Genomic DNA, 24,231 nt, shown 5'->3' with positions numbered 1-24,231 from the left:
ATCACTACCGTGGACGGAGGAGCTCCCTCCGCAGCGGTGTGACCTTCCCGGCAGGAGATCTGAACCATGACCGTTCACGGCTCGGAGCGGCGCGGGCTGATCGTCCCCGTCCTTCTTCTGCTGCTGGCCGAGCGGCCGGACCACGGCTACGAGCTGCTGCAGCGGCTGCGGGCGTTCGGCTGGTCGGACTGCGACTCGGCCGGTGTCTACCGGGTGCTGCGCGGCATGGAGAAGGACGGCATGCTCGCCTCCTCGTGGCGTGCCTCGGAGACCGGTCCGGCCCGGCGCCGGTACGAGATCACTCCGCAGGGCGCCATGGAGCTGGCGCTCTGGTTCCTGCGGCTCGGTGAACTGCACGAGACCCTCCATGTCTTCCTGGAGCGGTACGCCCAGCTGCCCACGGCCGTCCCGGCCCGGGGCACGGGTGTCCCGGGGACCGGCCGCCGGGCTACACGGCCCTAGGGCGTGTTTCGAAAGTAGCGTCGTCCGCCCGAAGGGCGGGGCCGGAGGTGTCCGGTGCGTGCGATCGCAAGGCGGAGGGAGGAGAGCGCAGCGGGCTGCGCCGACGACCGACAACGCGGCGAGCGTGCGTGCCGGACACCTCCGGCCAGGCGGGACTTTCGAAACACGCCCTAGGGCCTGTTCCGAACCCCGCACCGGTCCCCGGTCACGCACCGTAGGCGGCGTGACCGAAGGCGGGCGGGCAGCCGTCGTCACCGCGTCACATCCTGCGGATCCGCAGGTAGCGCCGGAGGTCCGGCAGGGTCCTCGCCATCACGTAGGCCGCGCCCAGTGCCGTCGCGGCGGCCGCGGCGCCCATCCATATCCGTTCCATGCCGGTCTCCTTCGTGGGAGGTGGGGCGGGATACCTCGTCACCGGTGCCGGCGTACGGCCGTCCGGCAACCTCCAGGACCAGGGCGGCCGCGTGGTCGACGGCGGCCTCCACCGGTTCGCTGAGTCCGATGCCCTCGTCGGTGCACTGCGGTTCGCAGGCCACCACCAGGACCTGTCCGGGCACCGATCCCCCGGCCCCGGCGCTCAGTTCCCGTACGAGGGCGAGCACGGTGGCGGGGTCCATGCCGTGGCCGTCGAGACCGCCCGGGGCACCAGTGTCCGGTGCCGGGGCCAGCGTCTGGGCGGTGGCGTCGATCAGGGAGACGGTGCCCGGCTCGGCGCCGTGCGGTGCGGCGTCCACCAGCACCAGCCGGGAGTAGCCGTCGAGCAGCCGGTACGCCAGATGGACGCCCCGGATGCCGACATCCATCAGGTCGGCTCCGGCGGGCAGTGGCCGGCCGGTGAGCCGGCGGACGGTCTCGACACCGAAGCCGTCGTCGCTCAGGAAGACATTGCCCACCCCGGCGATCAGGGTGCGCCCGTCCGTGGGGCGAGCAGCCGTGGGGCGCGGGGCCGTGGTCATGGCCGCTCCCCGGGGCCGTCCGCCGCACCGGGCGGCGGGTCGTCCAGCGGCTCGACCTCGTCGGTCTTGAAGTAGAGGAAACGTCCCTGGTCCCGGCGTACGTCGGCGCCGGGGTCGCCGTCCACCACCACCGCGATGTGGACTTCGCCGTCGACGTCGCCCAGCACCGCCTCGACCGTCGCGGACCGGCCGCTGAGGAACATGTCCTGCGCGTCGGTGTGCCGCAGCCCCGGGTGCAGCAGCACCCGGCTGCCCGCCCGGACCGCCCGGCCGGACACCATGACGGCGTCCCGGGCGGGGTCGGCGCCGGGGTCGTTCCCGGGGTCCCACCAGGGCAGTCCGGGCCCGGTCGGCAGGCCGGGCGGGGACGACGGACGGGGTGTCCCGGCGGGACCCGTGCCCGCGTCGGTGCTCCCGTGGGAGCGGCGCCCCCCGTCGGTGTCCTCGTCACGGCTCCGAGGGCCGGTGCCCCCGCCCTCGTCGGTGACCTCGTGCAGCCCCCGGACCGCGCCGTGCAGCCGCTCCAGCACCGCGGCCGGCATGCCGTCCACCAGGTCGATGACGTCCGCGGCCCGGTCGTCCGTACCGCGTGCCTCGCGCTTCTCCCGGTCGGTGAGGGCCGCGGTGCGCAGTGAGAGGATCTCGTCGATCTCGGTCGCGTCGTACAGGGCGCCGGGGCTCTCCTCGGCGATCCGGGGGTGGTCCTCCAGGATGATCGGGGAGGACAGCAGGACGTCGTCGCGGCCGCCGGCCCCGGCCGGTACCGGCCAGGTGTGCTCGTTGCGGCAGGACTCGGCGGCCGGACGGGCCCACTCGGGCGGATCCGCCATCGACAGGAACCGCCCGCCGGGCAGCCCGAGCAGCAGATGGGCGGCGACCGCGCTGTGCGGCAGCGCGGCGTCCCGGCCGGCGTCCCCGCCGGGGGTCCACGGCGCGGTGTTGCGCACCTCCGCGATCAGCCGCAGCGCGCCGTAGGGGCCGGGGACGGGTTCGGTGACGAGCCGGATCTCGCCGTGCAGTTCCCGCAGCTCGCGCACCATGCGGCCGAGGGTCCGTCCGCGGTCGTCCCGGACCGGTTCGTGTCCGACGGAACCGGGCCGGTGGAAGGTCTCGGTGCGACCGCCGCCGGCCAGTTCGGCAAGCGGCACGGAACAGGCGATCTCCACGGTCACGCCCTCGTCCCAGGGAACGACGACCCGGTCGGGCAGTTCCAGCTCCGGCACACCGGTGAAGGTCCGGCCGTCGGCGCCGAGGCGTTCGACCGTGCGGCGGCGCACCCGGAGGAAGCGGAGTTCCACCAGGAGCCGCTCGGCGGACTTCGGTTCGAACAGGCAGTCGGTGCGCTGTCCGGAGTGCTCCCCCGCGGCCTCGCCCCAGCCCGGGGGCACGAGCACCCCGAACTGCCAGCGCATCCGGTTCTTCCCGGCCGAGGCCCGGTAGGGGTAGAGGACATAGCCCTCGAACAGCACGGCGTCGGCCACGGTGCGGGCGGCGGTGAACCCCTCGGTCACCCGGGTGACGGCCTCCGTGGTGGCGTCGGTGGTCATGGCGCCCACCCCCCTCCGGCCTGGTCCGGGCCGCCGACCTGGGCGGGTCCCGCTCCGGACGGTCCCGCTCCGGACGCTCCCGGTGCGGACGCTCCCGGTGCGCTGCTCAGCAGCTCCTCGACGACGCGTTCCCAGGACGGCAGCGCGCGGGCGGAGCGGTACTGCTGCAGGGCGTCCAGGCAGTCCCGGCGCAGCCGCAGCCATCCGGAGTTCGGGAAGTACTGTTCGATCATCTGCTGCCACACCCGGACGGGCAGCCGGAACTGGGTCTCCTTGTGCCACGGGATCGGCTCGGCCCGGAATCCCTGGTCGCCGCTGAACACGGTGCCCGAGAAGAGCAGCAGCAGCGGTGCCTCTCCGCCGGCCAGCGCCCGGAAGTACTTGGCGGACGCCACTTCCATGTCGTAGGTGCAGGCCACGGGCAGGTCCGTCTCCGTCGTGCCGGTGAACCCGGGGACGGTGAGGGAGGCGTGGGCGAACTGCAGCGGCTTGAGCGTGGTGCCCCAGCGCCCGGGTTCGCCGAAGAGATCGCCGAGCAGCTCCGCCTCACCCGGTTCGTAGCGGCGGCGCACCGGCTCGATACGCATCTGGCAGCGGAGGGCGATGGCGTGCACCCGCAGGCCCGTGGTCTCCTCGATGCGGAGCCGGAACAGCAGCGTCGGGCCGGCCCCGTACGGCTCGGGGCGGACGTCGGTGCAGGTGAAGGTCAGGTCGGCCATGAGCCGCCCCCTTCGTCGGCCGGCCGGTCCGCCGCGTCGTACGGCCGCGCTCGGTCGCGCACCCGCTCGAAGAAGTCGGCCAGGTCGGCGCGGGCCTCGGCGCCGCCGTCGAACCCCTGCCAGTGCAGCCGCATGCGTCCCACCAGCTCGTAGCAGACGTCCACGGGCACCAGGTGGCACTCCCCCGGCCCGCCCGGATCGCGGTGGACCAGCAGGGCTTCGACATCGGGCCGGAGCACGGCGGCGAGCCGGCTGTCGCCGAGCACGGCCCGCCAGGTCTCCGGGTCGAGTTCGCTCTCGGTGGCACCCGCGGGGCTGGGGTAGAAGGCGACGAGCCGGTCGAGTTCGGAGTTGCGGAAGAAGAACGCGAGGCCGACGGGGATCTGCAACTGGTTCCAGTCGGCGTCGTCCAGGGTGAACCCCGGGTCGGCAAGATAGCGGTCGGGAACGGCACGGAACCGTCCGCCTCCGGCTCCGGGGCGGGTGAACAGCAGGTGGCAGGCGGTGCAGCAGCACTTCAGCGCGCGCCGCTGGGTGTCGACGAGGTGCCGGTGCTCCTCGGCCAGGGGTTCGTTGCACAGTTCGCAGCGCTCCTGGTCCGGTTCGGGCCGTTGGGTGAAGCGGCGCAGGCCGGGGACCGCTGCGGCAGGACTGCGCGGCGGATTCCCGGTCGTCGGGCCCGCGGCACTGCCCGGCGGACGTGCGGTGTCACTCCGCGACCGTGTGGTCCCGCGCACCGGGGGCGCGGGGCTGCCCGGCGCCTGCGCGGTGCCGTCCCTCGGCGGCCCGGAGTCAGCCGCCCGGCGCGCGGTGCCCGGGACCGGTCGGGCCGTCATGATCCCGCTCCGGCCGGCACACCGGGCAGCGCGACCCGGACCCCGTCGCCCTCCTCCAGCAGGGGGACCGGCTCCAGGTGCCCCTGGCTGCCGCGGCCCGCCCGGTGGATGTCGTACTCCGCGGCGCACTGGGCGCAGCGCAGCCGTTCGCCGTCCAGAACGCCGTCGTGGACGGTTCCGGCGCACACCGGGCAGTGGTCGCGGTAGGCGTAGAGGCCGGAGGCGAGCCGGACGAGGAACAGCGGCACGCCGGCGGCCCGGTGCACGGTGCTTCCGCCGACGGCGAGGCGCGGGAGACCGTCCAGGGTGAGCCAGTCGGCCTCGCCTCCGCGGTCGGCGGGGACCGCCGCGGCGGGAGGCGGCGGCCCGGCGGGGTCCGGGGGCCGGGACCCGATCTGGAGCAGGGCGGGCTCGCCCGGCTGCTGCTCCTCGACGCCCTCGACCTCCACGCCGGCGACCTCCGGAGCGGCCCGGGCCACCGCCCCCTCGATCGTCCAGCGGACGGTCTGGGCCGAGGACGGGCAGCCGTCGCAGCTGCCGCGCAGCCGCAGCCGCAGGATCCCGGTGCCGGGATCGAGTCCGGTGATCTCCACATCCCCGGCGTGGGAGCCCAGGTAGGGGCGCACCTCGTCGAGTGCGCCCTCCACCCGGGTCATGGTGTCGTCGGGGTGCAGATCGTGCAGGACCAGCAGCCCGCAGACGAGTTCGTCACGGGTGAGGACGTCGACGGGGGGTGTGCCCGGGTCCGCCGACTCCAGCAGCTCCACGATCCGGGAGAGGCCCTGTCCGTAGAACTCCACGAGCGCACGGACGAGTTCGTCGGCGGTGTCGCGCGCCTCCGGGCCGGCCGTCCGGTCGAGGGCCTCGAGGAGTTCCTCGATCCGCCGGCCGGCCTGCTCCTGTTCCTTCGCTGCCGCACTCATGCCGCACCTCCTGCCGGTCGCCGGCCGGAGCGCCCCGGTTCAGCCGGCCAGTCCGCTCAGGCCGCTGGGCGCGTGGGTCTGCCGGAGGGTCCTGCCGTCGCCGAGGTACATGTGCACCCCGCAGGGCAGGCAGGGGTCGAAGCTGCGCACCGCGCGCATGATGTCGATGCCCTTGAAGTTCTCCACGGGGTTCTCTTCGAAGATGGGGGTGTTCTGCACGGCGTCCTCGTAGGGGCCGGGGGTGCCGTAGGTGTCGCGGACGCTGGCGTTCCACGGGGTCGGCGGGTAGGGGTGGTAGTTCGCGATCTTCCCGTCCCGGATCACCATGTGGTGCGACAGCACGCCGCGCACCGCCTCGGTGAAGCCGACGCCGATCGACTCGTCGGGCACCTCGAAGCTCTCCCAGGTCTGGGTGTGGCCGGACCTGACCTCGGCCATGGCCTGCTCGACGAAGTGCAGGGCGGCGGCCGCCGTGTAGGCCTGGAAGTAGGTGCGGGCGCGGTTGCGCTCGATGGCGTTGCTCCAGCGCGGGATCTTCCACTCGAAGGTGGTCTCCGGCCTGGTCATGGTCCGCGGCAGGTTGATCTTCACGCTGTGCCCGGTGGCCTGGACGTAGCCGCCGATGTCGACCAGCCCGTTGAGCGCCGTGGACCACAGGCGGGCGAGGGGGCCGCCGCCGGTGTCCAGGGCGAGGTGGTCGGTGCCGTTGAACCAGCGCGGTGACATGACCCAGCTGTAGTTGCCGTCGAAGTCGCGCTTCTGGGGCACCGGGATGGTCTGCTGGTTCCACGGGTGGCGGATGTCGACGGGGTTGCCCAGCGGGTCGCGCTCGACGAACTTCTCCTGGCCCGCCCAGTCCTCGTAGTAGGAGGAGCCCAGCAGGATGCGGATGCCGAGGTTGATGTCCACCAGGTCGTTGGTGACGAGTTCGCCGTCCACGATGATGCCGGGGGTGACGAACATCCGGCGGCCCCACTCGCTCATGTTGCGGTAGGTGAAGTCGCAGTACTCGGGGTCGTTGAGGGCGCCCCAGCAGTTCAGCAGCACCCGGCGGCGGCCGACTTCCTCGTACCCGGGCAGGGCCTCGTAGAAGAAGTCGAACAGGTCGTCGTGGAGCGGTACGACCCGCTTCATGAACTCCACGTACCGCATGAGGCGGGTCAGGTAGTCGGTGAACAGCTGGATGGTCGCGACCGTGCCGACGCCGCCGGGGTAGAGCGTCGACGGGTGCACGTGCCGGCCCTCCATCAGACAGAACATCTCCCGGGTCATCCGGCTGACCTGGAGTGCCTCGCGGTAGAACTCGCCCTCCAGGGGGTTCAGCGAGCGCATGATGTCGGCGATGGTGCGGTAGCCGTGCTCGGCGGCGTGCGGGGCCTCGGTGCGCTCGGCCTGTTCGAGCACGCCCGGGTTGGTCTCCCGGACCATCTTTTCGCAGTAGTCGACCCCGACCAGGTTCTCCTGGAAGATGTTGTGGTCGAACATGTACTCGGCGGCCTCGCCGAGGTTGATGATCCACTCACCGAGGTGCGGCGGTGCCACCCCGTAGGCCATGTTCTGGGTGTAGACCGAGCAGGTGGCGTGGTTGTCGCCGCAGATGCCGCAGATGCGGCTGGTGATGAAGTGCGCGTCCCGAGGGTCCTTGCCCTTCATGAAGACGCTGTAGCCGCGGAAGACGGACGAGGTGCTGTAGCACTCCGCCACCCGCTTCTGCTTGAAGTCGACCTTGGCATGAATACCGAGGCTGCCGACGATGCGTGTGATCGGGTCCCACGACATCTCGAGCAGGCCGCTGCCGTCCGCCGCTTTCTTCGTCTTCGGTGCCATGGCTTCGGCCACCTTCCTCAGCCGCCGGTCGGGCCGTCGGCCGTCGGTGTCGGACCGCGTCGGTCTGCGGCCCCTGGTCCGCGCGCGGGGATCACCACGGCGGGCGGTATCCGGTGAGGATCCGGTCTCCCTTGCGCCGCCACTTCGGTTCCTTGTCGACCGTCCTGGCGGTGATGTTGCGCAGCCTCCGGATGACGGCGCCGTACGCTCCGCTCGCCGCGCTGGAGACCGTGCCGCCCGGCGGTTCGTCCATGAAGGGCATGAACTTGTCGGGGAAGCCCGGCATGGTGCAGGCGATGCAGATGCCGCCGACGTTCGGGCAGCCGCCGATGCCGTTGATCCAGCCGCGCTTGGGGACGTTGCACTTGACGACCGGGCCCCAGCAGCCGAGCTTGACCAGGCACTGCGGCGAGTCGTACTCGTGGGCGAACTGGCCCTGCTCGTAGTAGCCCGCCCGGTCGCAGCCCTCGTGCACGGTGGCGCCGAACAGCCAGGTCGGCCGCAGCTCCGCGTCCAGCGGGATCATCGGTGCCGAGCCGGCGGCCTGGTAGAGCAGGTAGGTGAGGGTCTCGGAGGCGTTGTCCGGGTGGACGGGACAGCCGGGGACGCAGACGATCGGAATGCCCGCCGAGGACTTCCAGTCCCAGCCGAGGTAGTCGGGCACGCCCATGGCGCCGGTCGGGTTGCCCTCCATCGCGTGGATGCCGCCGTAGGTCGCGCAGGTGCCGAGGGCGACGACGGCCAGGGCCTTGGACGCCAGCCGGTCGATCCACTCACTGGTGGTCATGGGCTGGCCGGTCTCGGGGTTGTCCCCGAAGCCGCACCAGTAGCCCTCCTGCTTGATCGCCTCGTTCGGGATGGATCCCTCGATGATGAGGACGAAGGGCTCGAGCTCGCCGCGGTCGGCCTTGAAGAACCACTCGATGAAGGTGTCGGCGCCCTGGACCGGGCCGCACTCGTAGTCGATCAGCGGCCAGTGGACGGCGACCTTGGGCAGGCCGGGCAGGGCTCCGAGAGCGATCTCCTCGATGCTCGGCTGGGTGGCGGCCGTCAGCGCGACGGAATCACCGTCACAGCTCAGGCCCGCGTTGATCCACAGTATGTGAATCGGGGCGTCTTCCGCTTTTTCTCCGTCGACTGTCCCGGCATCGGCGGAGGTGACGGTCGTGTCGCTCATAAGCGCGTCCTCCTCCGGGTCCCTCGGGCGCGCCAGGATGCGGCCCGCCCTCCTTATCCGGCATAGCCCACGCATGCGGGCGCCGGTAAGTGCGGGAAGCCCCTATCGACCCGAAGGCCCCAGGAGGAGGAACACGCGGCGGATCAGATGCCGACGCCCTTGCCGCGCAGGTAGGCGAGGGGATTGATGTCGGAACCGAAGCCGGGTCCGGTGCGGATCTCGAAGTGCAGATGGGGTCCGGTGCTGTTGCCGGTCGAGCCGGAACGGGCGATCCGCTGGCCGCCGCCGACCTGCTGGCCGGTCCGGACGGAGAGCGCGGAGAGGTGGGCGTACTGGCTGTACTTGCCGTCGGCGTGCCGGATGACGACCTGGTAGCCGTACGAGCCGGCCCAGCCGGCGGAGACGACCTCACCAGCACCGATGGCCTTGACCGTGGTCCCGGTGGGCACGGGGAAGTCGACCCCGGTGTGGTAGCCCTTGGACCAGCTGCCGCCCGCGGCCCGGTAGGCGGTGCCGGGAGTGACGGCGCCGACCGGCGCAGTGAAGCCCCGGGCCGCGGCGGGCTCGGCGGCGCGGTGCCGCGGTTCGGGCTGCTGCTTCGGCTTCGGTGCGGCCTTCCGCGGGGCCGGCCGGCGGGGCTCCTCCCGGTCCGCCCGCGGTTTGCCGCGGGGCTCCGGTGTGGCGTCCACGGTGAGCCGCTGACCGGGCAGGATGAGGTCCGGGTCGCTGCCGATCACCTCGCGGTTGTCCCGGTAGACCCGCTCCCAGCCGCCGTCCACGTCCTGCACCCGGGCGATGGTGTACAGGGTGTCACCGCTGGCGACGGTGTAGTTGCCGGGCTTCGTCCGGTCGGCGCGCCCGGCGCGCTCGTCCGCCTTCTCCCGCTGTGGGCCGGGCTTCTCCCGGTGCCCGCCGGACGCCTCGCGCTTCGCCGCAGCCGGCGCACCGCCGGTGCTGCTCTTCGCCGCGCCGGGCGCCGGGCGGGGGGCCGGGGCGGCCTGGGGTGCCGGGCCGCCGCGGGTGAGTCCCGCCTTGACCGAGCACACCGGCCAGGCACCGGGCCCCTGCCCGTCGAGCACCTTCTCGGCGACGGCGATCTGCTGCTCCCGGGTGGCGAGATCGGCCCGCGGGGCGTAGGCGGTGCCGCCGTACGCCTCCCAGGTGCTCTGGGTGAACTGCAGGCCGCCGTAGAAGCCGTTGCCGGAGTTGATGTGCCACTGGTGGGTGCTCTCGCAGGCCGCCACCCGCTCCCAGGTGTCGGCGGACGCCGCCTCGGCTCCGGAGACACCGACCAGCGGCAGGGCTATGCCGGCGCCGCCGGCGGTGACGGTGAGGGATGCCTGGGAGATCCGGTTGGGCTGGTAACGGCGATGGCGTCCACGTGCGGGCATAGAGCTGTTCCTCTCCTGCGCGGGCGCGCCGGGGGTGACGGGAGGCATTTCACGGCCACCAGAGTGTGCCAATTACTGAAGATCGATAGGGTGGTACGCATGAAAGGGCGTCACTTTCCTTCGGGAGCAATCCCGTTGCATCCGGGACGGCGCCCTGAGAATTGACGCGAAGAAACTCGTCCGGCTGTTGAAAATGGCCGGAACATGGCCGTCCGGGCGCAGAGAGCGAAGCGGAATGACGCCTACTGTGAGGTGCGTCACACATCATCAACACTGGCCCCGGACGCCTGAATTCTCCCTTTCCGCGCAACCGGACCCCCGACGGAGGCAGCACATGCCGGACCCCCTCCCTTCCACGGGCGAGCTCGCCCGGATGTACGGCCTGCGGCCGCTGCCGCTCGAAGGCGGCCTCTTCCACCGCACCTGGGCCGGACCGGAACAGCCCGACGGACACCCGGCGGGATCGGCCATCCTGCTGCTGCTCTCCGCCGAGGAGGGCCACTTCTCCGCGCTGCACCGGCTCCCGCGCGACGAGGTCTGGCACTTCCACCTCGGCGACCCGGTGGAACTGCTGCTCCTGGAGCCCGGCGGCGACTCCCGGGTGGAGGTCCTGGGCCCGGACATCCGCGCCGGGGCTCACCTCCAGTACGTGGTGCCCGGCGGCACCTGGATGGGGGCCCGGGTGCGCCCCGGGGGCGCCCGGACGCTGCTCGGCTGCACCATGGCGCCCGGCTTCTCCCCCGTCGACTACGAGGGCGGGGACGCGGACGAGCTGAGCGCCCGCTACCCGCTGCACGGGGAGCTCATCCGCACCCTGTCCCGCACCGCATGACCGGGCAGGGGCAACTGCCCGCGCTCGACGGGCTGGTGGCCGTGGTGACGGGTGCCGCGGGCACCGTGGGCGCGGGCATCGCCGGGGAGTTCGCGCGGGCCGGGGCGCAGGTCGTCGTCCACCACCACACCGGTGCCGAGCGCGCCCGGAACGTGGTGGAACGGATCACCGGCGAGGGCGGCACGGCATGGGCGGTGGCCGCCGACCTCAGCGACGAGACGGCCTGCGAACGGCTGATGGAGGCCGCGGCGGCACACTTCGGCCGGGTGGACGCGCTCGTCAACAACGCCGGGGTCCAGCCGGTCCAGGAGCTGGCGTCGATGACCGCCGCCGACTGGCGCGCCGTGATCGACACCAACCTCACCAGCGCGTTCTGCTGCACCCGGGCGGCCGCACAGGTGATGCGGCGGGCGGGCACGGGCGGCACGGTCACGCATGTCGCCTCGATCGAGGGGTCCTCCCCCACGCCGGGGCACGCGCACTACGCCGCGTCCAAGGCGGCCCTGATCCAGCACGCCCGGGCCGCCGCGGTGGAGTACGGCCCCTCCGGGATCCGCGTGAACACGGTCTCCCCCGGCCTGATCAGCCGCCCCGGCATCGAGGAGGCGTGGCCCGAGGGGGTGGAGCGCTACCGGACCGCGGCCCCGCTCGGGCGGATCGGCACTCCGGCCGACATCGGCCGCGCCTGTGTGTTCCTCGCGTCGTCGATGGCGGACTGGGTCACCGGCCACGACCTGGTGGTGGACGGCGGGGTGACGGCCCGGTCGCCCTGGTAGGGAGCGCGCCGGACACGGTCGTCCCGGTACGTCACCAGGCGAGCAGCCGGGGGTCCACCCGGGTGGCGGGCTCCGGCGCCGGGGGCTGCGCGGGCGCGGGGACCGTCCGCGCCGCGCGGCTCACGGTCCGGGGCGGCAGGGTGACGGTGCTGCCGGCGGCCTGGCGGAGCCAGCGGACGATGGTTCCGACGGCGTCCCCGTCCAGCTGAGCGAGATCGTGGATGACCCGCAGGTCGTCGGGGTGCGGCGGGACGGCGGCCCGGGTGAGTTCGGCGTGCAGCATGAGCCGCAGCCCGTCGGCCGGCGTCAGATGGCCGCCGATCCGGGCCGGATCCGGGGCGTCGGGCCGCGGGGGGAGCTCCATCGTGACTGCCGTCGGATCGGCCATGGTCGGTGCCTTCCTTCAATTCCCCATCGGTCAGGGGGAAATCATGGTCTCCCGTTCCGACGGCCGGTTTCTCCCTCCGGTTGCGGATCGGCCTCCGGGATCACCCGTCCGGCCGCATGGCGGGGCCGTTTCCCCGCCCCCCGGACCCCCTCACGGTCACGGCCTCGGCCCGCCCGGCCGGACGGGGGACGGCGAGGACGCGGACGGGCCGCGCCGAGGCGGCGCCCCCACGGACGAGGCGCCCGCCCCCGTGTCGCGGGGACGGGCGCCTCGGTCCGTCGGGTGAGGCCGGTCGGTCACCCCGGGCCTCGGTGCCACGCGCCGGGCCGGCGCGTGGGCTCAGATGCTGACGCCGTGCTCGCGCAGGTAGGCGACCGGGTCGATGTCCGAGCCGTAGTCCGGACCGGTGCGGACCTCGAAGTGGAGGTGCGGGCCGGAGGAGTTGCCGGTCGAGCCGGACAGGCCGATCTGCTGGCCGCCGGTGACCGACTGGCCGGCCGAGACGGACAGCGAGGACAGGTGGGCGTACTGGCTGTACTTGCCGTCGGCGTGGCGGATGACGACCTGGTTGCCGTAGGAACCGCCCCAGCCCGCGGAGACGACCTCGCCCGCACCGATGGCCTTCACCTTGGTGCCGGTGGGCACGGGGAAGTCGGTGCCGGTGTGGTAGCCGCTGGACCAGCTGGAACCGGACTGGTGGTACGGGGTGCCCACGGAGAGGTCGTCGACCGGGGCGGTGAAGCCGTCGGCGGACTTCTGCGCGGCGGCCTTGGCCGGGGCGGCCTGCTTCGGCTCGGCCTTCGCGGCGGGCTTCGGCGCGGCCTTGCGCTCGGCGGCCTGGTGGGCCTCGTGCTTGGGGGCGGGCCGCTCGGACTCGCGCTTCGGGGCGTCGTGCTTCGGAGCGCGCTGCTCCTTGCCGCCCAGGGTGAGCTTCTGGCCCGGGAGGATCAGGTCCGGGTCGCCGCCGACGACGTCGCGGTTGCTCTCGTAGACCCGGTGCCAGCCACCCTTGACGTCATGGGTCGTGGCGATCTTGTAGAGGGTGTCGCCGCGGACGACGGTGTACGAGCGGGTCCCGGCCTTGCGCTCGGCCGGCTTGCCCTGCTCACCCTGGGGCTTCGGGGCGGACTCGGCGGGGGCGACCTTCCCGCCGTCCGGGCTGATCTGCGGGTCGGCGCCACCCTGGGTCAGCCCGGCCTTGCCGGAGCAGACCGGCCAGGCACCGGGGCCCTGGCCGTCGAGGACCTTCTCGGCGATGGCGATCTGCTGGTCCTTGGTCGCCTGGTCGGCGCGCGCGGCGTAGTCGCCGCCACCGAAGGCCTGCCAGGTGTCGTTGGTGAACTGCAGGCCGCCGTAGAAGCCGTTACCGGTGTTGATGCTCCAGTTTCCGCCGCTCTCGCACTCCGCGACCTTGTCCCAGGTGTCGACGGAGGCGGCCTGCGCCGAGCCGACACCGATGAGCGGAAGAGCGATTCCGGCACCGCCGGCAGCGGCGATGAGAGAAGCTCGGGAAATACGGCCGGGGCTGTACCGGCGGTGACGTCCGCGTGCAGACATAGGGGTATTCCTCTCCTACGCCTGCGAGGTGAGCTGTCGGGTTCGGGCTGGAGTTGCCCGGCCGCGCCCTGAGCAGCGTCGTGCGCTGCGGCGCGTCTTCACCCCAAGCCGTTCCTCGCCTGTTGCGCGGTCCGGCACCTACCTGGTTCCCCCGCTCCTGCCGTGGTGCGTTGGTTGTTTCCTCTCCACCGGCGGCAGGACTCGGCGCTCCGACAGAGAGTGGCCCGCCCTCTCATGGGCAGGCAGCGGTAAAAGTAAGCGCACCGAATTCTTTCCGACAAGTGGCGAGTATTCCCCGGAATCACCTTTCGGTAGATCCACTCGGGACGACGTCACACTGAGCTCCGGATCTTGATCCGAGAGCGATTCGCATTACTACTGAACGACTCTCACGTTCGGCGGGCGGTAACCGAGTTGCCCGGATTCACGCATTTCGCGTGTGCGACATCACACCCCGGAAATACCTCTGTGAAATAGGTCACGACGAAGCCAAATGTCCAATTTTGAAATGCAATTCAGCCTTATAGATAGAAAGCGGCATTGATGACCATTTGGAGCATACGCCCCACCGCCTGACGTCCGCGCCCCGAACCGCTCCTCCAGCGGCACATATCCGGCGAAACGGATGATTCACTGCCGCGCTCACCGCGGTGGCAACCCCGTCGGGGGCCTCTGCCCCGGTTATCGTGTGGTCCTTGATCGCGGACGTGCGGAGTCAGTGTGCAGAGAGCGGAAGAGCTGATCGACACCTCGCCGCCGGTGCGGCACGCCTCCGGCGCGACCGCGCTGCTCCGGGGGCGCAACCGTTCCGCGACTCCCCTGATCGCCGCGGCCGCGGTCGCGGTGGCCATGGCGGCGGCGCTGGTCCTGGCCGGTGGAAGCCTGCTCGCCCACCCGGGCGTCCAGGCCTGGCGGACGGTCTCCGTGGCCATCGTGATCCAGGCCCTGCCGTTCCTGCTGCTGGGCACGGCCCTGTCCGGCGCCATCAACGCCTTTGTGCCCGCCGACGCGTTCAGCAGGCTGCTCCCGAGGAAGCCGGCGCTCGCCGTCCCCGTCGCCGGCGCCGCCGGGGTCGTGCTGCCGGGGTGCGAATGCGCCTCCGTACCGGTGGCCGGAAGCCTGATCCGGCGCGGCGTGGCCCCGGCCGCCGCCCTGACGTTCCTGCTCTCGGCCCCCGCCGTGAACCCCGTGGTGCTCACCGCCACGGCCGTGGCCTTCCCCGGGAACCCCGGCATGGTGGCCGCCCGGCTCGTCGCCTCGCTCCTCACCTCGGTGATCATGGGATGGCTGTGGATCCGGCTGGGCCGCGCGGAATGGCTGCGCCTGCCGGCCCGGGGCGGCGGCCACACGGCCGGGAACAGCCGGTGGGAGGAGTTCCGGCTGGGGTTCCAGCACGACTTCCTGCACGCGGGCGGTTTCCTGGTGGTGGGGGCGATGGCGGCAGCGACCTTCAACGTCGTGGTGCCGGGTTCGGTGCTGGACGCCTTCTCCGGATCGCCCTGGCTCTCCGTCCTCTTCCTCGCCGGGCTGGCGATCGTCCTCGCGGTCTGCTCGGAGGCGGACGCCTTCGTCGCCGCGTCGCTGACCGGCTTCTCCCCGACGGCCCGGCTGGCCTTCATGGTGGTCGGGCCGATGGTCGACCTCAAGCTCATCGCGCTGCAGTCGGGCACCTTCGGCCGGGCCTTCGCCGTCCGGTTCTCCTCGGCCACGGCCCTCGTCGCCGTCGGATGCAGCGCACTGATCGGCTGGTGGCTGCTGTGAAGCGGAACATCCAGGTGCTGCTGCTCCTGCTGTCGGGCGCCGGGCTCCTGCACATCGCGCTCTTCAGCGACATGTACCTCCGCTACGTGAAGGAGGGCCTGCGCGTCCCGCTGATCCTCTCCGGTGTCCTGCTGGTGGCGCTCGGTCTGGTGGGGGCGGCGCGGGACGGCTTCCCGTTCGCCGGTCCGGACACCGGCGGCGACGAGCACTTCGAGGAGGAGGAGAACGCGGACGCCACGGACCACGGCCACGACCACCGCCGCGGACCGCGGGTCGCCTGGCTGCTGTTCCTCCCGGCCCTCACCCTGCTGTTCTTCACCCCGCCCGCGCTCGGCTCCTACACGGCCGCCCGGGAGCGCGACCCGGCCGCCGAGGAGCAGCAGCGCTTCCCCGCGCTGCCGCGCACCTCCCCGGTGCCGCTGGCCCTGTCGGACTTCCAGGCCCGGGCCCGCCAGGACACGGCGCGCAGCCTGGAGGACCGCCGGGTCCGGCTGACCGGCTTCGTCACCCCCGGCAAGGGCGGGGTCTGGTACCTCACCCGGCTCGTCCTGAGCTGCTGCGCCGCGGACTCCCGGTCCGTGAAGGTCGAGATGCGCGGCCTGCCCGAGCCGCCGGCCGACTCCTGGGTGAGCGTGACGGGCACCTGGCGCCCCTCCGGCACCCCGGGCACACCGTCGGCCCGGGCGGCCCTCGACGCGGACGACGTGGAGCACATCGCGCAGCCGGCCAACCCGTACATGGACTCCGTGCCCCGCCTCTGAACCCCGGCCCCCGCCACCGGGGCCACCGTGCCCGGCACCGGCACCGGCACCGGCACCGGCACGGTGGCCTCCGCAGCGGGCTCCCGCCGCGAACCGTCAGCGGATGGGAAGGCCGGAGAGCGTACGGGCGATCACCAGGCGCTGGATCTCGCTGGTCCCCTCGAAGATCGTGTAGATGGCGGCGTCCCGGTGCATCCGCTCGACCGGGTACTCCCGGGTGAAGCCGTTGCCCCCGAAGATCTGGATCGCCTGGGCGGTGACCTCCTTGGCGGTCTCGCTGGCGAACAGCTTGGACATCGACCCCTCCGCGGAGGTGAACGCCTTGCCCGTGGTCGCCATCCAGGAGGCCCGCCACACCAGCAGCCGGGCCGCGTCGATCCGGGTGCGCATGTCGGCGAGCTGGAAGGCGACGCCCTGGTTGTCGATGATCGGCCGGCCGAACTGGGTGCGGGTCCGGGCGTACTCCAGGGCCTCCTCGTAGGCGGCCCGGGCGGTGCCCACGGCCATGGCCCCGACCGCGGGGCGGGACGCCTCGAAGGTGGCCATGGCCGCGTTCCGCAGCCGCTCGCCGCCACCGGCCGGCGCGGCCTCGCGGGCCCGCTCACGGGCCCGGGCCAGGCGCTCGTCCAGCTTCTCCTTGCCGCCGAGCAGGCAGTGGCCGGGGACCCGGACGTCCTCCAGGACGACCTCGGCGGTGTGCGAGGCGCGGATGCCGTGCTTCTTGAACTTCTGCCCCTGGGAGAGCCCGGGGGTGTCCGGCGGGACGATGAACGAGGCGTGCCCCTTGGAGCCGAGCTCCGGGTCGACGACCGCCACGACCACATGGACGTTGGCTATGCCGCCGTTGGTCGCCCAGGTCTTGGTGCCGTTGATCACCCACTCGTCCTTGGCCGCGTCGTACACCGCACGGGTGCGCATGGAGGCGACGTCCGAGCCCGCGTCCGGCTCGGAGGAGCAGAAGGCGGCGACCTTCACGTCGTCCGGTTCGCCGTACATCTGCGGGATCCAGGTGCCGACCTGCTCCTCGGTGCCGTTGGCCAGCACGCCGACCGCCGCCAGCCCGGTGCCGACGATGGACAGCGCGATCCCGGCGTCACCCCAGAAGAGCTCCTCCATCGCCATGGGGATGCCCAGGCCGGTCGGGTCGAAGTACTGCTGGGCGTAGAAGTCCAGCGAGTACAGGCCGATCTTGGCGGCCTCCTGGATCACCGGCCACGGCGTCTCCTCCCGTTCGTCCCACTCGGCCGCGGCCGGGCGGATAACATCCGCCGCAAATCCATGGACCCAGTCACGGACGGCCTTCTGGTCGTCGTTCAGCTCGAGCGAGAACTCGGGCATCGTCCCCTCCACCTGCCGGTTACTTGCGGTAACGTCAGTGTGTTACCGGCCAGTAAGTCCTGTCAACTCCCTGCTCCCGCTCCGACCTTCCGAGCAGGCAGGTGTTACGTTGCGCGGAAGAGAGCGCACGGGCGGGGAGTACACGTGATGGAGACCAGTCAGCGGGACGGCCAGCAGCGAAGCGCGGACCAGCGGCGCAGGGAGCTGCTCGAGGCCGCCGACCGGGTGGTGCTCCGTGACGGGCCGGGGGCGTCCATGAACGCCATCGCCGCCGAGGCGGGCATCACCAAGCCGATCCTCTACCGGCACTTCGGCGACAAGGGCGGGCTGTACCGGGCCCTGGCCGTACGGCACACCGACGCCCTGCTCGACGGGCTCCGCGCCGCGCTGGACGCCCCGGCCGAGCGCCGCCAGCGGGTGGAGGCGACGCTGGACACCTATCTCGTGGCGATCGAGGCCCGCCCCCAGGTCTACCGGTTCCTCATGCACCCCGCCGACGACATCCAGGCCGGTGACCAGGGCTTCGACGTCGGCCGGCACTCCGCTCCCCTGCTGCGCCGGCTCGGTGAGGAGCTCGCCCAGGTCATCGCCGAACGCGTCGACCTCGGCCCGGAGAACGACGAGGCGGCCCGGGTCTGGGGCCACGGCATCGTCGGCATGATGCACGCGGCCGGGGACTGGTGGCTGCGCGAACGCCCGGTCTCCCGCGCCACGTTGGTACGGCATCTCGCCGACCTGCTCTGGGGGCGGCTGGCCGAGGCGGGCGACCGCCCCGGCGGACCCGCCTTCTGACCCCGCCTCTCCTGACGGTGGACCGGATCTCCGGTCCACCGGAACTCCCGGCCCGTCCGCCGGAACTCCCGGTCAGGAGGCGGCCGCTCCGTCCGCCCAGGGGGCGCGCCGGGCCGCACGCAGGGCGCGGCGCCGCCGCAGCCCGGTCAGCCGGTCCGTGAAGACCCCGCCGTCCAGGTGGTCCATCTCGTGCTGCAGGCAGCGGGCGAAGAAGCCGGTGCCCTCCACCCGCACGGCCGCGCCGGTGCGGTCCGTGCCCTCGACGACCGCACGGTCCAGGCGCGGCGTGCCCGCCTCGATGCCCGGCAGCGAGAGACAGCCCTCGGGGCCGCGTACGGTGACGCCGTCCACGGCGACCAGACGCGGATTGACCACATGGCCGAGGTGCCGGCGGTCCTCGTCGTCGGGGCAGTCGTACACGAACACCCGCAGGGGCAGCCCGATCTGGTTCGCGGCCAGCCCGACGCCGCGGGCGGCGTACATCGTGGCGTACATGTCCTCGATGAGCTGGCCGAGCGCCCCGTCGAACGCGGTGACCTCCCGGCAGGGTGCATGGAGCACCGGGTCACCCAGCAGACGCATCGGCCGCACAAGTCCTGAACTACCGGGAATCACACTGTGTCGCACGCCCCAAGAGTACGGTCCTCCCCCTGAACGGCAGGTCGGCCGGGTGGCTGGGTTCGGGCCCGCGGGCGGATCTCGATAGGCTGATCTCCGACCGAAGTCTCCCGGCCGGATTCGGCGCGGAGGGGGCGTACTCACCGGAGGACCGGGGGCGGGCGCGGCGCCGGATGCAAGGAGGAACAAGGACGATGACAGGCGAAGGCAACTCGGATCCGCTGTCGCCGCGGGCCAAACTGGCCGTGACGGCGGGCAGGGCGGCGGCCGCGGTGTCGCGGGCAGCGGGCCGCGGCAGCGGGTCGGTGATCGGCGGCAAGGTGGCGCTCAGGCTCGACCCCGATCTGCTGGCACGGCTGGCGGGGCACCTGGACGTGGTCCTGGTCTCGGCGACGAACGGCAAGACCACCACCACCCGGCTGATCGCCGAGGCGCTGCGGGCCAGCGGCCCGGTCGTCTCCAACGCGCTGGGCGCGAACATGCCGGCCGGCATCACCTCCGCGCTGGCCGGGGGCTCCGACGCCCGGTACGGCGTGATCGAGGTCGACGAGAAGTACCTCGCGGGTGTCGCGCGGGACGTCACGCCGAAGGCCATCGCCCTGCTGAACCTCTCCCGTGACCAGCTCGACCGGGCCGCGGAGACCCGCATGCTCGCCGAGAAGTGGCGGGAGGGCCTGTCCGGCACCAAGGCCACGGTGATCGCGAACTGCGACGACCCGCTGATCGTCTGGGCGGCCTCCTCGTCGCCGAACGTGGTCTGGGTCGCGGCCGGCCAGGAGTGGAAGGACGACGCCTGGTCCTGCCCGTCCTGCGGCGGGGTGCTGCAGCGGCCGGGCGACGACTGGGGCTGCGGGGAGTGCGGCTTCCGCCGTCCCGCCCCGAGCTGGGCGCTCAACGGCGACCACGTCCTCGACCCGCACGGCTCGGCCTGGCCGATCCACCTCCAGCTGCCGGGCCGGGCGAACAAGGCCAACGCGACCACCTCGGCGGCCGTCGCCGCCGCCTTCGGGGTGCCCCCGCAGGTGGCGCTGGAGCGGATGTACCAGGTGCAGGCGGTCGCCGGCCGGTACGACGTCGTCGGATTCGAGGGCCGTGAGCTGCGGCTGCTGCTGGCGAAGAACCCGGCCGGCTGGCTGGAGACGTTCTCCCTGATCGACCCGCCGCCGACCCCGGTGATCCTCTCGGTGAACGCGCGCGGCGCGGACGGCACCGACACCTCGTGGCTGTGGGACGTCGACTACACCCGGCTCGCCGGCCACCCGATCTTCGTTCTCGGCGACCGCAAGCTGGACCTCGCGGTCCGGCTGGAGGTCGCGGGCCTGGACTTCCGGGTCTGCGACAGCATCGACGAGGCGGTCTCGCTGGCCCCGCCCGGCCGGATCGAGACGATCGCCAACTACACCGCCTTCCAGGACCTGCGCCGCCGCGTCGGCAACTGACCCCCGGACCCGTAGAGGATTGTGAGCATGAGCGACAGCAGCCTGCGCCTGGTATGGATCTACCCGGACCTGCTGAGCACCTACGGCGACCAGGGGAACGCCCTGGTCGTGGAGCGCCGGGCACGGCAGCGCGGACTGGACGTGGCACGTGTGGACGTGCGCTCCGACCAGCCGCTGCCCACCTCGGGTGACATCTATCTGATCGGCGGCGGCGAGGACCGGCCGCAGCGGCTGGCCGCCGAGCGGCTGCGCCGGGACGGCGGGCTCAACCGCGCGGTCGCCAACGGCGCGATCGTCTTCTCGGTGTGCGCCGGCTACCAGATCCTGGGGCACGAGTTCATCAACGACCTCGGCGAGCGGGAGCAGGGCCTCGGCCTGCTCGACGTGGTGAGCACCCGCGGCGAGGGCGCCCGCTGCGTCGGTGACGTACTCGCGGACATCGACGAGCGGCTCGGCCTGCCGCCGCTGACCGGCTTCGAGAACCACCAGGGCGTCACGCACCTCGGCCCCACCGCACGGCCGCTCTCCCGGGTCCGGTTCGGCAACGGCAACGGCACGGGCGACGGCTTCGAGGGCGCGTACAACGACACCGTCTTCGGCACCTACATGCACGGCCCCGTGCTGGCCCGCAACCCGCTCATCGCGGATCTGCTGCTGAAGCTCGCGCTGGACGTGAACGCGCTGCCGCCGGTCGACGACCGCTGGTACGAGGCGCTGCGCACCGAGCGCATCGCCGCGGCCACCCAGCCGGCCTGACCGGCCGGCTCCGCCCGGCCGCCCACCAGGCGGACAGGTGTGTCCCCGCCTCCCGGCGCTTGTAGGGTGGCGGGGATCCATCCGGACGACGGGGTCCGGCCGTCCGGACCCTTTGCAGAGGTATTTCGAGCAATGCGCATTGGTGTGCTCACCTCCGGTGGCGACTGCCCCGGTCTGAACGCCGTCATCCGCTCCGTCGTGCACCGCGCGGTGGCGGACCACGGTGACGAGGTCATCGGCTTCCACGACGGGTGGAAGGGCCTGCTGGAGTGCGACTACCGCAAGCTGGACCTCGATGCCGTCGGCGGCATCCTGGCCCGCGGCGGCACCATCCTCGGCTCGTCCCGGGTGCAGCCCGCGCATCTGCGCGACGGCGTGGAGCGCGCCCGGGGCCACGTGGCCGAGCTCGGTCTGGACGCGATCATTCCGATCGGCGGCGAGGGCACCCTCAAGGCGGCCCGGCTGCTCTCCGACGCCGGTCTGCCGATCGTCGGGGTCCCGAAGACCATCGACAACGACATCGCGTCGACCGATGTGACCTTCGGCTTCGACACGGCGGTGGGTGTCGCGACCGAGGCCCTGGACCGGCTGAAGACGACGGCCGAGTCCCACCAGCGGGTGCTCATCGTCGAGGTCATGGGCCGGCACACCGGGTGGATCGCGCTGCACTCGGGCATGGCCGCGGGCGCCCACGCGATCGTCGTGCCGGAACGCCCCTTCGACATCCACGAGTTGACCGAGGTCGTCGGCGCGCGCTTCTCGGCGGGCAAGAAGTTCGCCATCGTGGTCGTCGCGGAGGGCGCGAAGCCCCGCGAGGGCTCCATGGAGTGGGACGAGGGCGGCAAGGACGTCTACGGGCACGAGCGGTTCGCCGGGGTCGCCCGGCAGCTCTCCGTCGAGCTGGAGGAGCGCCTCGGCAAGGAGGCCCGCCCGGTGATCCTCGGCCATGTGCAGCGCGGCGGCACGCCGACCGCGTACGACCGGGTGCTCGCCACCCGCTTCGGCTGGCACGCGGTGGAGGCCGTGCACCGCGGCGAGTTCGGGACGTTGACGGCGCTGCGCGGGACGGACATCACGCTGGTGCCGCTGGCGGAGGCCGTGGAGAAGCTGAAGACGGTGCCGGCCGAGCGCTACACCGAGGCCGAGTGCGTGCTCTGACCTGACGCGCCGCCCACCGGAGACCGGCCGGACCGGTCCGGAACGCCGCGGAACTGCCCCCGGCCGGAGCTCCGGCCGGGGGCAGTTCTAGTCTGGAGCGGAACATTCGGGTGCGAATCAGGAGCGAGTGGATGGATCACGGCGGGCACGGCATGACAATGGATCTGCCGCCGTTCACGCTGGGGCGGGGTCTGGAGTTCACGGGAGAGCCGTTCTTCCTGATCGGCTCCGTCGTGGCACTGGGGCTGTACGGCTGGGCCGTCGTCCGGCTGCGGCAGCGCGGCGACCACTGGCCGGTGAGCCGCACGGTCTCCTTCGTGACCGGGGTGCTGACGGTCGCGCTCGTCATGTGCACCGCGCTGAACGAGTACGGCATGGTCATGTTCAGCGTGCACATGGTCCAGCACATGGTGATCAGCATGCTGTCGCCGATCCTGCTGCTGCTGGGCGCTCCGATGACGCTGACGCTGCGGGCGCTGCCGTCCGCGGGCCGGGGCCGTACGGGGCCGCGGGAGCTGGTGGTGGCGCTGCTGCACAGCCGCTACATGCGGATCATCACGCACCCGGCGTTCACGATCCCGCTGTTCATCGCGAGCCTGTACGCGCTCTACTTCACGCCGCTCTTCGACTTCCTCATGGGCAGCAAGGCCGGGCACATCGCGATGATGGTGCACTTCCTCGCGGTGGGGCTGGTCTTCTTCTGGCCGATCATGGGCGTGGACCCGGGCCCGCACCGGCCCGGCTATGTGATGCGGATGCTGGAGCTGTTCTCCGGCATGCCGTTCCACGCGTTCTTCGGCATCGCGCTGATGATGGCGACCGAGCCCATGGTCTCGACCTACGCGCATCCGCCGTCCTCGCTGGGGCTCGACCCGCTGTCCGACCAGAACGCCGCGGGCGGCATCGCCTGGGCGTTCAGCGAGATCCCGTCGGTGGTCGTGCTGATCGCCCTGGTCTTCCAGTGGTACCGGTCCGAGCAGCGGCAGGCGCGGCGCACGGACCGGGCGGCCGAGCGGGACGGTGACAAGGAGCTGGAGGCGTACAACGCCTACCTCGCCTCGCTGCAGGCCCGCGGCCGGTGACGGTGCGGCGGGAGCCGTGCGGCGCCGGGGCCGGTGGCACCCGGGTGCGGGGGCCGATGCCCCGGGTGCGGCGGGCCTCCGCGCCCCGCGGACCGGTGGGCCCGTGACCGGGCGGTAGCGGGAGGAGCGGTCCCGGGGGGACGATGGACTCCTGGGTACCGCCCGGGGCGGAGCGCCGCCCCCGGCCGGGGCCGGGAGGAGGCTGCGGGATGCGCGGATCTGCGAAGGCGATGGCGGGGTGCACGGTGGGCGGCCTGGTGGTGGCGACCGCGTACACCGTGGCGCTGGGCGGCAACGGCTGGCTCTGGTTCGCGTGGGTGGTGCTCGGCCTGGTCACCCTGGGCGTGCTGGCCACGAACGGCACACGCCGCGTCTGACCCCGGGGCCCTTTCGCTCCCCACCGCCGGCGGCCGTACTGCGGGGCGGACCGGCGCGACCCGGCCCGCCTCGTTCAGCTCCGGTCCCGCTTCGTTCAGCTCCGGTCCCGTCTCGTTCAGCCCTGGTGGGAGACGGTGCGGTAGCGGCTGCGGAATTCGGCGAGCAGTTCGTCGGTGACCTCGGCACCGGCGGCCACCGCCGCGTGCACATCACGGAAGTAGCCCTCGTACCCGGCGGGCGTGTAGAGACAGAGGGCGCGGCACGTTTCCGTACCGGCATTCCGGAAGCCGTGCGGAGTGCCGCGGACGGCTGCCAGGAGATGGCCCGGCCCGACGCTCACTTCCCCGTCGCCGTCGTGCAGGGTCAGCTCGCCCTCGAGGACGTAGAAGTATTCGTCGTGCCCGGAATGGACATGGGGCCGGGCGCCGACCACACCCGGGGCGAGAGTGAACTCCTCGAACGAGAACTGCCCTCCGGTGTGTTCGGCGGTCAGCCGGAAGAAATGCTCCACGCCCGCCACATCGATCAGTTCACCGTCCTCGGGGCGGCGTAACAGGGCGCGGGCATCGGAACTCTGTGACTCGGTCATGTCCGCATCCTCGCAGAGGTATTCGGCAGGACCCTCGGAAATGCGACGCAGATCACGTGCGGCCGGAGACGGGTTTTGGCGTCACCGCACCGGAATACCGATTTACGTTCACGGAAAGGGAGTTTCCGACTCCGTTCGTGCTCGTCCGCTTGCGGTCGTCGGCAATTC

The 24,231-nt window shown here is 72.3% G+C and carries 24 protein-coding genes, 1 pseudogene and 1 riboswitch; of the genes and pseudogenes, 11 read left to right on the top strand and 14 right to left on the bottom strand.

All coding sequences use genetic code 11. The annotated features are described in order from the left end of the window. Positions 1-66 precede the first annotated feature (66 nt). Positions 67-462: a helix-turn-helix transcriptional regulator gene (locus tag ACFYYR_RS15600; protein WP_388852351.1), complete on the top strand. Its 396-nt coding sequence runs from the start codon at positions 67-69 to the stop codon at positions 460-462. 259 nt (positions 463-721) lie between these two features. Here ACFYYR_RS15600 and ACFYYR_RS15595 read toward each other — a convergent pair whose 3' ends face one another. The 9 genes and pseudogenes from ACFYYR_RS15595 to ACFYYR_RS15555 form a co-directional block, all read right to left on the bottom strand. Next, positions 722-775, bottom strand: coding sequence for a DUF6893 family small protein (locus tag ACFYYR_RS15595; protein ID WP_388852563.1), 54 nt, complete (start codon positions 773-775; stop codon positions 722-724). A 142-nt stretch (positions 776-917) separates the two neighbouring features. Then, positions 918-1,418 (bottom strand): annotated as a pseudogene (locus ACFYYR_RS15590) (hydrogenase maturation protease); the annotation flags it as partial. After that, entirely contained in the window at positions 1,415-2,965 is a 1,551-nt protein-coding gene (locus tag ACFYYR_RS15585) for a hypothetical protein (protein WP_388852348.1), read from the bottom strand. The pseudogene ACFYYR_RS15590 and the gene ACFYYR_RS15585, both read right to left, overlap by 4 nt. Next, positions 2,962-3,684 carry a DUF6084 family protein gene (locus tag ACFYYR_RS15580; RefSeq protein WP_388852345.1) on the bottom strand — a complete coding sequence of 241 codons (723 nt, stop codon included), beginning with the start codon at positions 3,682-3,684 and terminating at the stop codon, positions 2,962-2,964. Before ACFYYR_RS15580 ends, ACFYYR_RS15585 begins: the two co-directional genes overlap by 4 nt. Continuing rightward, positions 3,672-4,313: a DUF5947 family protein gene (locus tag ACFYYR_RS15575; RefSeq protein ID WP_388852560.1), complete on the bottom strand. Its 642-nt coding sequence runs from the start codon at positions 4,311-4,313 to the stop codon at positions 3,672-3,674. The genes ACFYYR_RS15580 and ACFYYR_RS15575 overlap by 13 nt, the downstream gene beginning before the upstream one ends. A gap of 203 nt (positions 4,314-4,516) precedes the next feature. Then, entirely contained in the window at positions 4,517-5,443 is a 927-nt protein-coding gene (locus tag ACFYYR_RS15570) for a NifU family protein (protein ID WP_388852342.1), read from the bottom strand. 39 nt (positions 5,444-5,482) lie between these two features. Continuing rightward, positions 5,483-7,270, bottom strand: a complete 1,788-nt coding sequence (locus ACFYYR_RS15565) for a nickel-dependent hydrogenase large subunit (RefSeq protein ID WP_388852339.1) — start codon at positions 7,268-7,270, stop codon at positions 5,483-5,485. A 91-nt stretch (positions 7,271-7,361) separates the two neighbouring features. Further along, the gene (locus tag ACFYYR_RS15560) at positions 7,362-8,447 is read right to left on the bottom strand and encodes a hydrogenase expression protein HypE (protein WP_388852336.1); all 1,086 of its coding nucleotides are present in this window, start codon (positions 8,445-8,447) and stop codon (positions 7,362-7,364) included. Between the two features lie 143 nt (positions 8,448-8,590). Then, on the bottom strand, positions 8,591-9,838 hold the full coding sequence (locus tag ACFYYR_RS15555; RefSeq protein WP_388852333.1) for a transglycosylase family protein: 1,248 nt from the start codon (positions 9,836-9,838) through the stop codon (positions 8,591-8,593). A gap of 334 nt (positions 9,839-10,172) precedes the next feature. On the opposite strand from ACFYYR_RS15555, the gene ACFYYR_RS15550 reads away from it, so the two are divergent. Together ACFYYR_RS15550 and ACFYYR_RS15545 are read left to right on the top strand one after the other, a co-directional pair. Next, positions 10,173-10,670, top strand: a complete 498-nt coding sequence (locus ACFYYR_RS15550; protein WP_388852331.1) for a cupin domain-containing protein — start codon at positions 10,173-10,175, stop codon at positions 10,668-10,670. Beyond that, a complete protein-coding gene (locus tag ACFYYR_RS15545) occupies positions 10,667-11,446 on the top strand; it encodes an SDR family NAD(P)-dependent oxidoreductase (RefSeq protein ID WP_388852329.1) in 780 nt (259 codons plus the stop codon). The genes ACFYYR_RS15550 and ACFYYR_RS15545 overlap by 4 nt, the downstream gene beginning before the upstream one ends. Positions 11,447-11,477: 31 nt before the next feature. On the opposite strand, the gene ACFYYR_RS15540 is transcribed toward ACFYYR_RS15545, so the two are convergent. Continuing rightward, positions 11,478-11,834: a hypothetical protein gene (locus ACFYYR_RS15540; protein ID WP_388852327.1), complete on the bottom strand. Its 357-nt coding sequence runs from the start codon at positions 11,832-11,834 to the stop codon at positions 11,478-11,480. Positions 11,835-12,173: 339 nt separating this feature from the next. Then, positions 12,174-13,391, bottom strand: coding sequence for a transglycosylase family protein (locus ACFYYR_RS15535; protein ID WP_388852324.1), 1,218 nt, complete (start codon positions 13,389-13,391; stop codon positions 12,174-12,176). Positions 13,392-13,396: 5 nt separating this feature from the next. Beyond that, positions 13,397-13,538: riboswitch (cyclic di-AMP (ydaO/yuaA leader) on the bottom strand. Between the two features lie 702 nt (positions 13,539-14,240). On the opposite strand from ACFYYR_RS15535, the gene ACFYYR_RS15530 reads away from it, so the two are divergent. Together ACFYYR_RS15530 and ACFYYR_RS15525 are read left to right on the top strand one after the other, a co-directional pair. Then, positions 14,241-15,152 carry a permease gene (locus ACFYYR_RS15530; RefSeq protein WP_388852557.1) on the top strand — a complete coding sequence of 304 codons (912 nt, stop codon included), beginning with the start codon at positions 14,241-14,243 and terminating at the stop codon, positions 15,150-15,152. Then, positions 15,149-15,913: a TIGR03943 family putative permease subunit gene (locus ACFYYR_RS15525; protein WP_388852554.1), complete on the top strand. Its 765-nt coding sequence runs from the start codon at positions 15,149-15,151 to the stop codon at positions 15,911-15,913. Before ACFYYR_RS15530 ends, ACFYYR_RS15525 begins: the two co-directional genes overlap by 4 nt. Positions 15,914-16,009: 96 nt before the next feature. Here the strand turns inward: ACFYYR_RS15525 and ACFYYR_RS15520 are convergent, their stop codons facing one another. After that, positions 16,010-17,251: an acyl-CoA dehydrogenase family protein gene (locus ACFYYR_RS15520; RefSeq protein ID WP_388852321.1), complete on the bottom strand. Its 1,242-nt coding sequence runs from the start codon at positions 17,249-17,251 to the stop codon at positions 16,010-16,012. Between the two features lie 147 nt (positions 17,252-17,398). Here ACFYYR_RS15520 and ACFYYR_RS15515 point away from each other — a divergent pair, with 147 nt between their 5' ends. Next, on the top strand, positions 17,399-18,043 hold the full coding sequence (locus ACFYYR_RS15515; RefSeq protein WP_388852551.1) for a TetR family transcriptional regulator: 645 nt from the start codon (positions 17,399-17,401) through the stop codon (positions 18,041-18,043). 72 nt (positions 18,044-18,115) lie between these two features. Here the strand turns inward: ACFYYR_RS15515 and def are convergent, their stop codons facing one another. Further along, on the bottom strand, positions 18,116-18,670 hold the full coding sequence (gene def / locus ACFYYR_RS15510; RefSeq protein WP_388852318.1) for a peptide deformylase: 555 nt from the start codon (positions 18,668-18,670) through the stop codon (positions 18,116-18,118). Positions 18,671-18,855: 185 nt separating this feature from the next. Between def and ACFYYR_RS15505 the strand changes: the two genes are divergently transcribed. The 5 genes from ACFYYR_RS15505 (at position 18,856) to ACFYYR_RS15485 (ending at position 23,473) form a co-directional block, all read left to right on the top strand. After that, positions 18,856-20,100, top strand: a complete 1,245-nt coding sequence (locus tag ACFYYR_RS15505; RefSeq protein WP_388852315.1) for a MurT ligase domain-containing protein — start codon at positions 18,856-18,858, stop codon at positions 20,098-20,100. 27 nt (positions 20,101-20,127) lie between these two features. Further along, positions 20,128-20,856, top strand: a complete 729-nt coding sequence (locus tag ACFYYR_RS15500; RefSeq protein WP_351511364.1) for a glutamine amidotransferase — start codon at positions 20,128-20,130, stop codon at positions 20,854-20,856. Positions 20,857-20,988: 132 nt separating this feature from the next. After that, on the top strand, positions 20,989-22,014 hold the full coding sequence (locus ACFYYR_RS15495; RefSeq protein WP_388852312.1) for a 6-phosphofructokinase: 1,026 nt from the start codon (positions 20,989-20,991) through the stop codon (positions 22,012-22,014). 131 nt (positions 22,015-22,145) lie between these two features. Further along, on the top strand, positions 22,146-23,096 hold the full coding sequence (locus ACFYYR_RS15490; protein WP_388852309.1) for a cytochrome c oxidase assembly protein: 951 nt from the start codon (positions 22,146-22,148) through the stop codon (positions 23,094-23,096). A 209-nt stretch (positions 23,097-23,305) separates the two neighbouring features. Beyond that, a complete protein-coding gene (locus ACFYYR_RS15485; RefSeq protein WP_388852306.1) occupies positions 23,306-23,473 on the top strand; it encodes a hypothetical protein in 168 nt (55 codons plus the stop codon). 116 nt (positions 23,474-23,589) lie between these two features. Here the strand turns inward: ACFYYR_RS15485 and ACFYYR_RS15480 are convergent, their stop codons facing one another. Continuing rightward, entirely contained in the window at positions 23,590-24,063 is a 474-nt protein-coding gene (locus tag ACFYYR_RS15480) for a cupin domain-containing protein (RefSeq protein ID WP_388852303.1), read from the bottom strand. Between the last annotated feature and the right edge of the window lie 168 nt (positions 24,064-24,231).

Source organism: Streptomyces sp. NPDC001922 (genome assembly GCF_042891165.1).
In the GTDB taxonomy this organism is placed as follows: Bacteria; Actinomycetota; Actinomycetes; order Streptomycetales; family Streptomycetaceae; genus Streptomyces.
The sequence above is the reverse complement of the archived record's forward strand: the minus strand, read 5'-3'. Positions and strand labels throughout refer to the sequence as shown.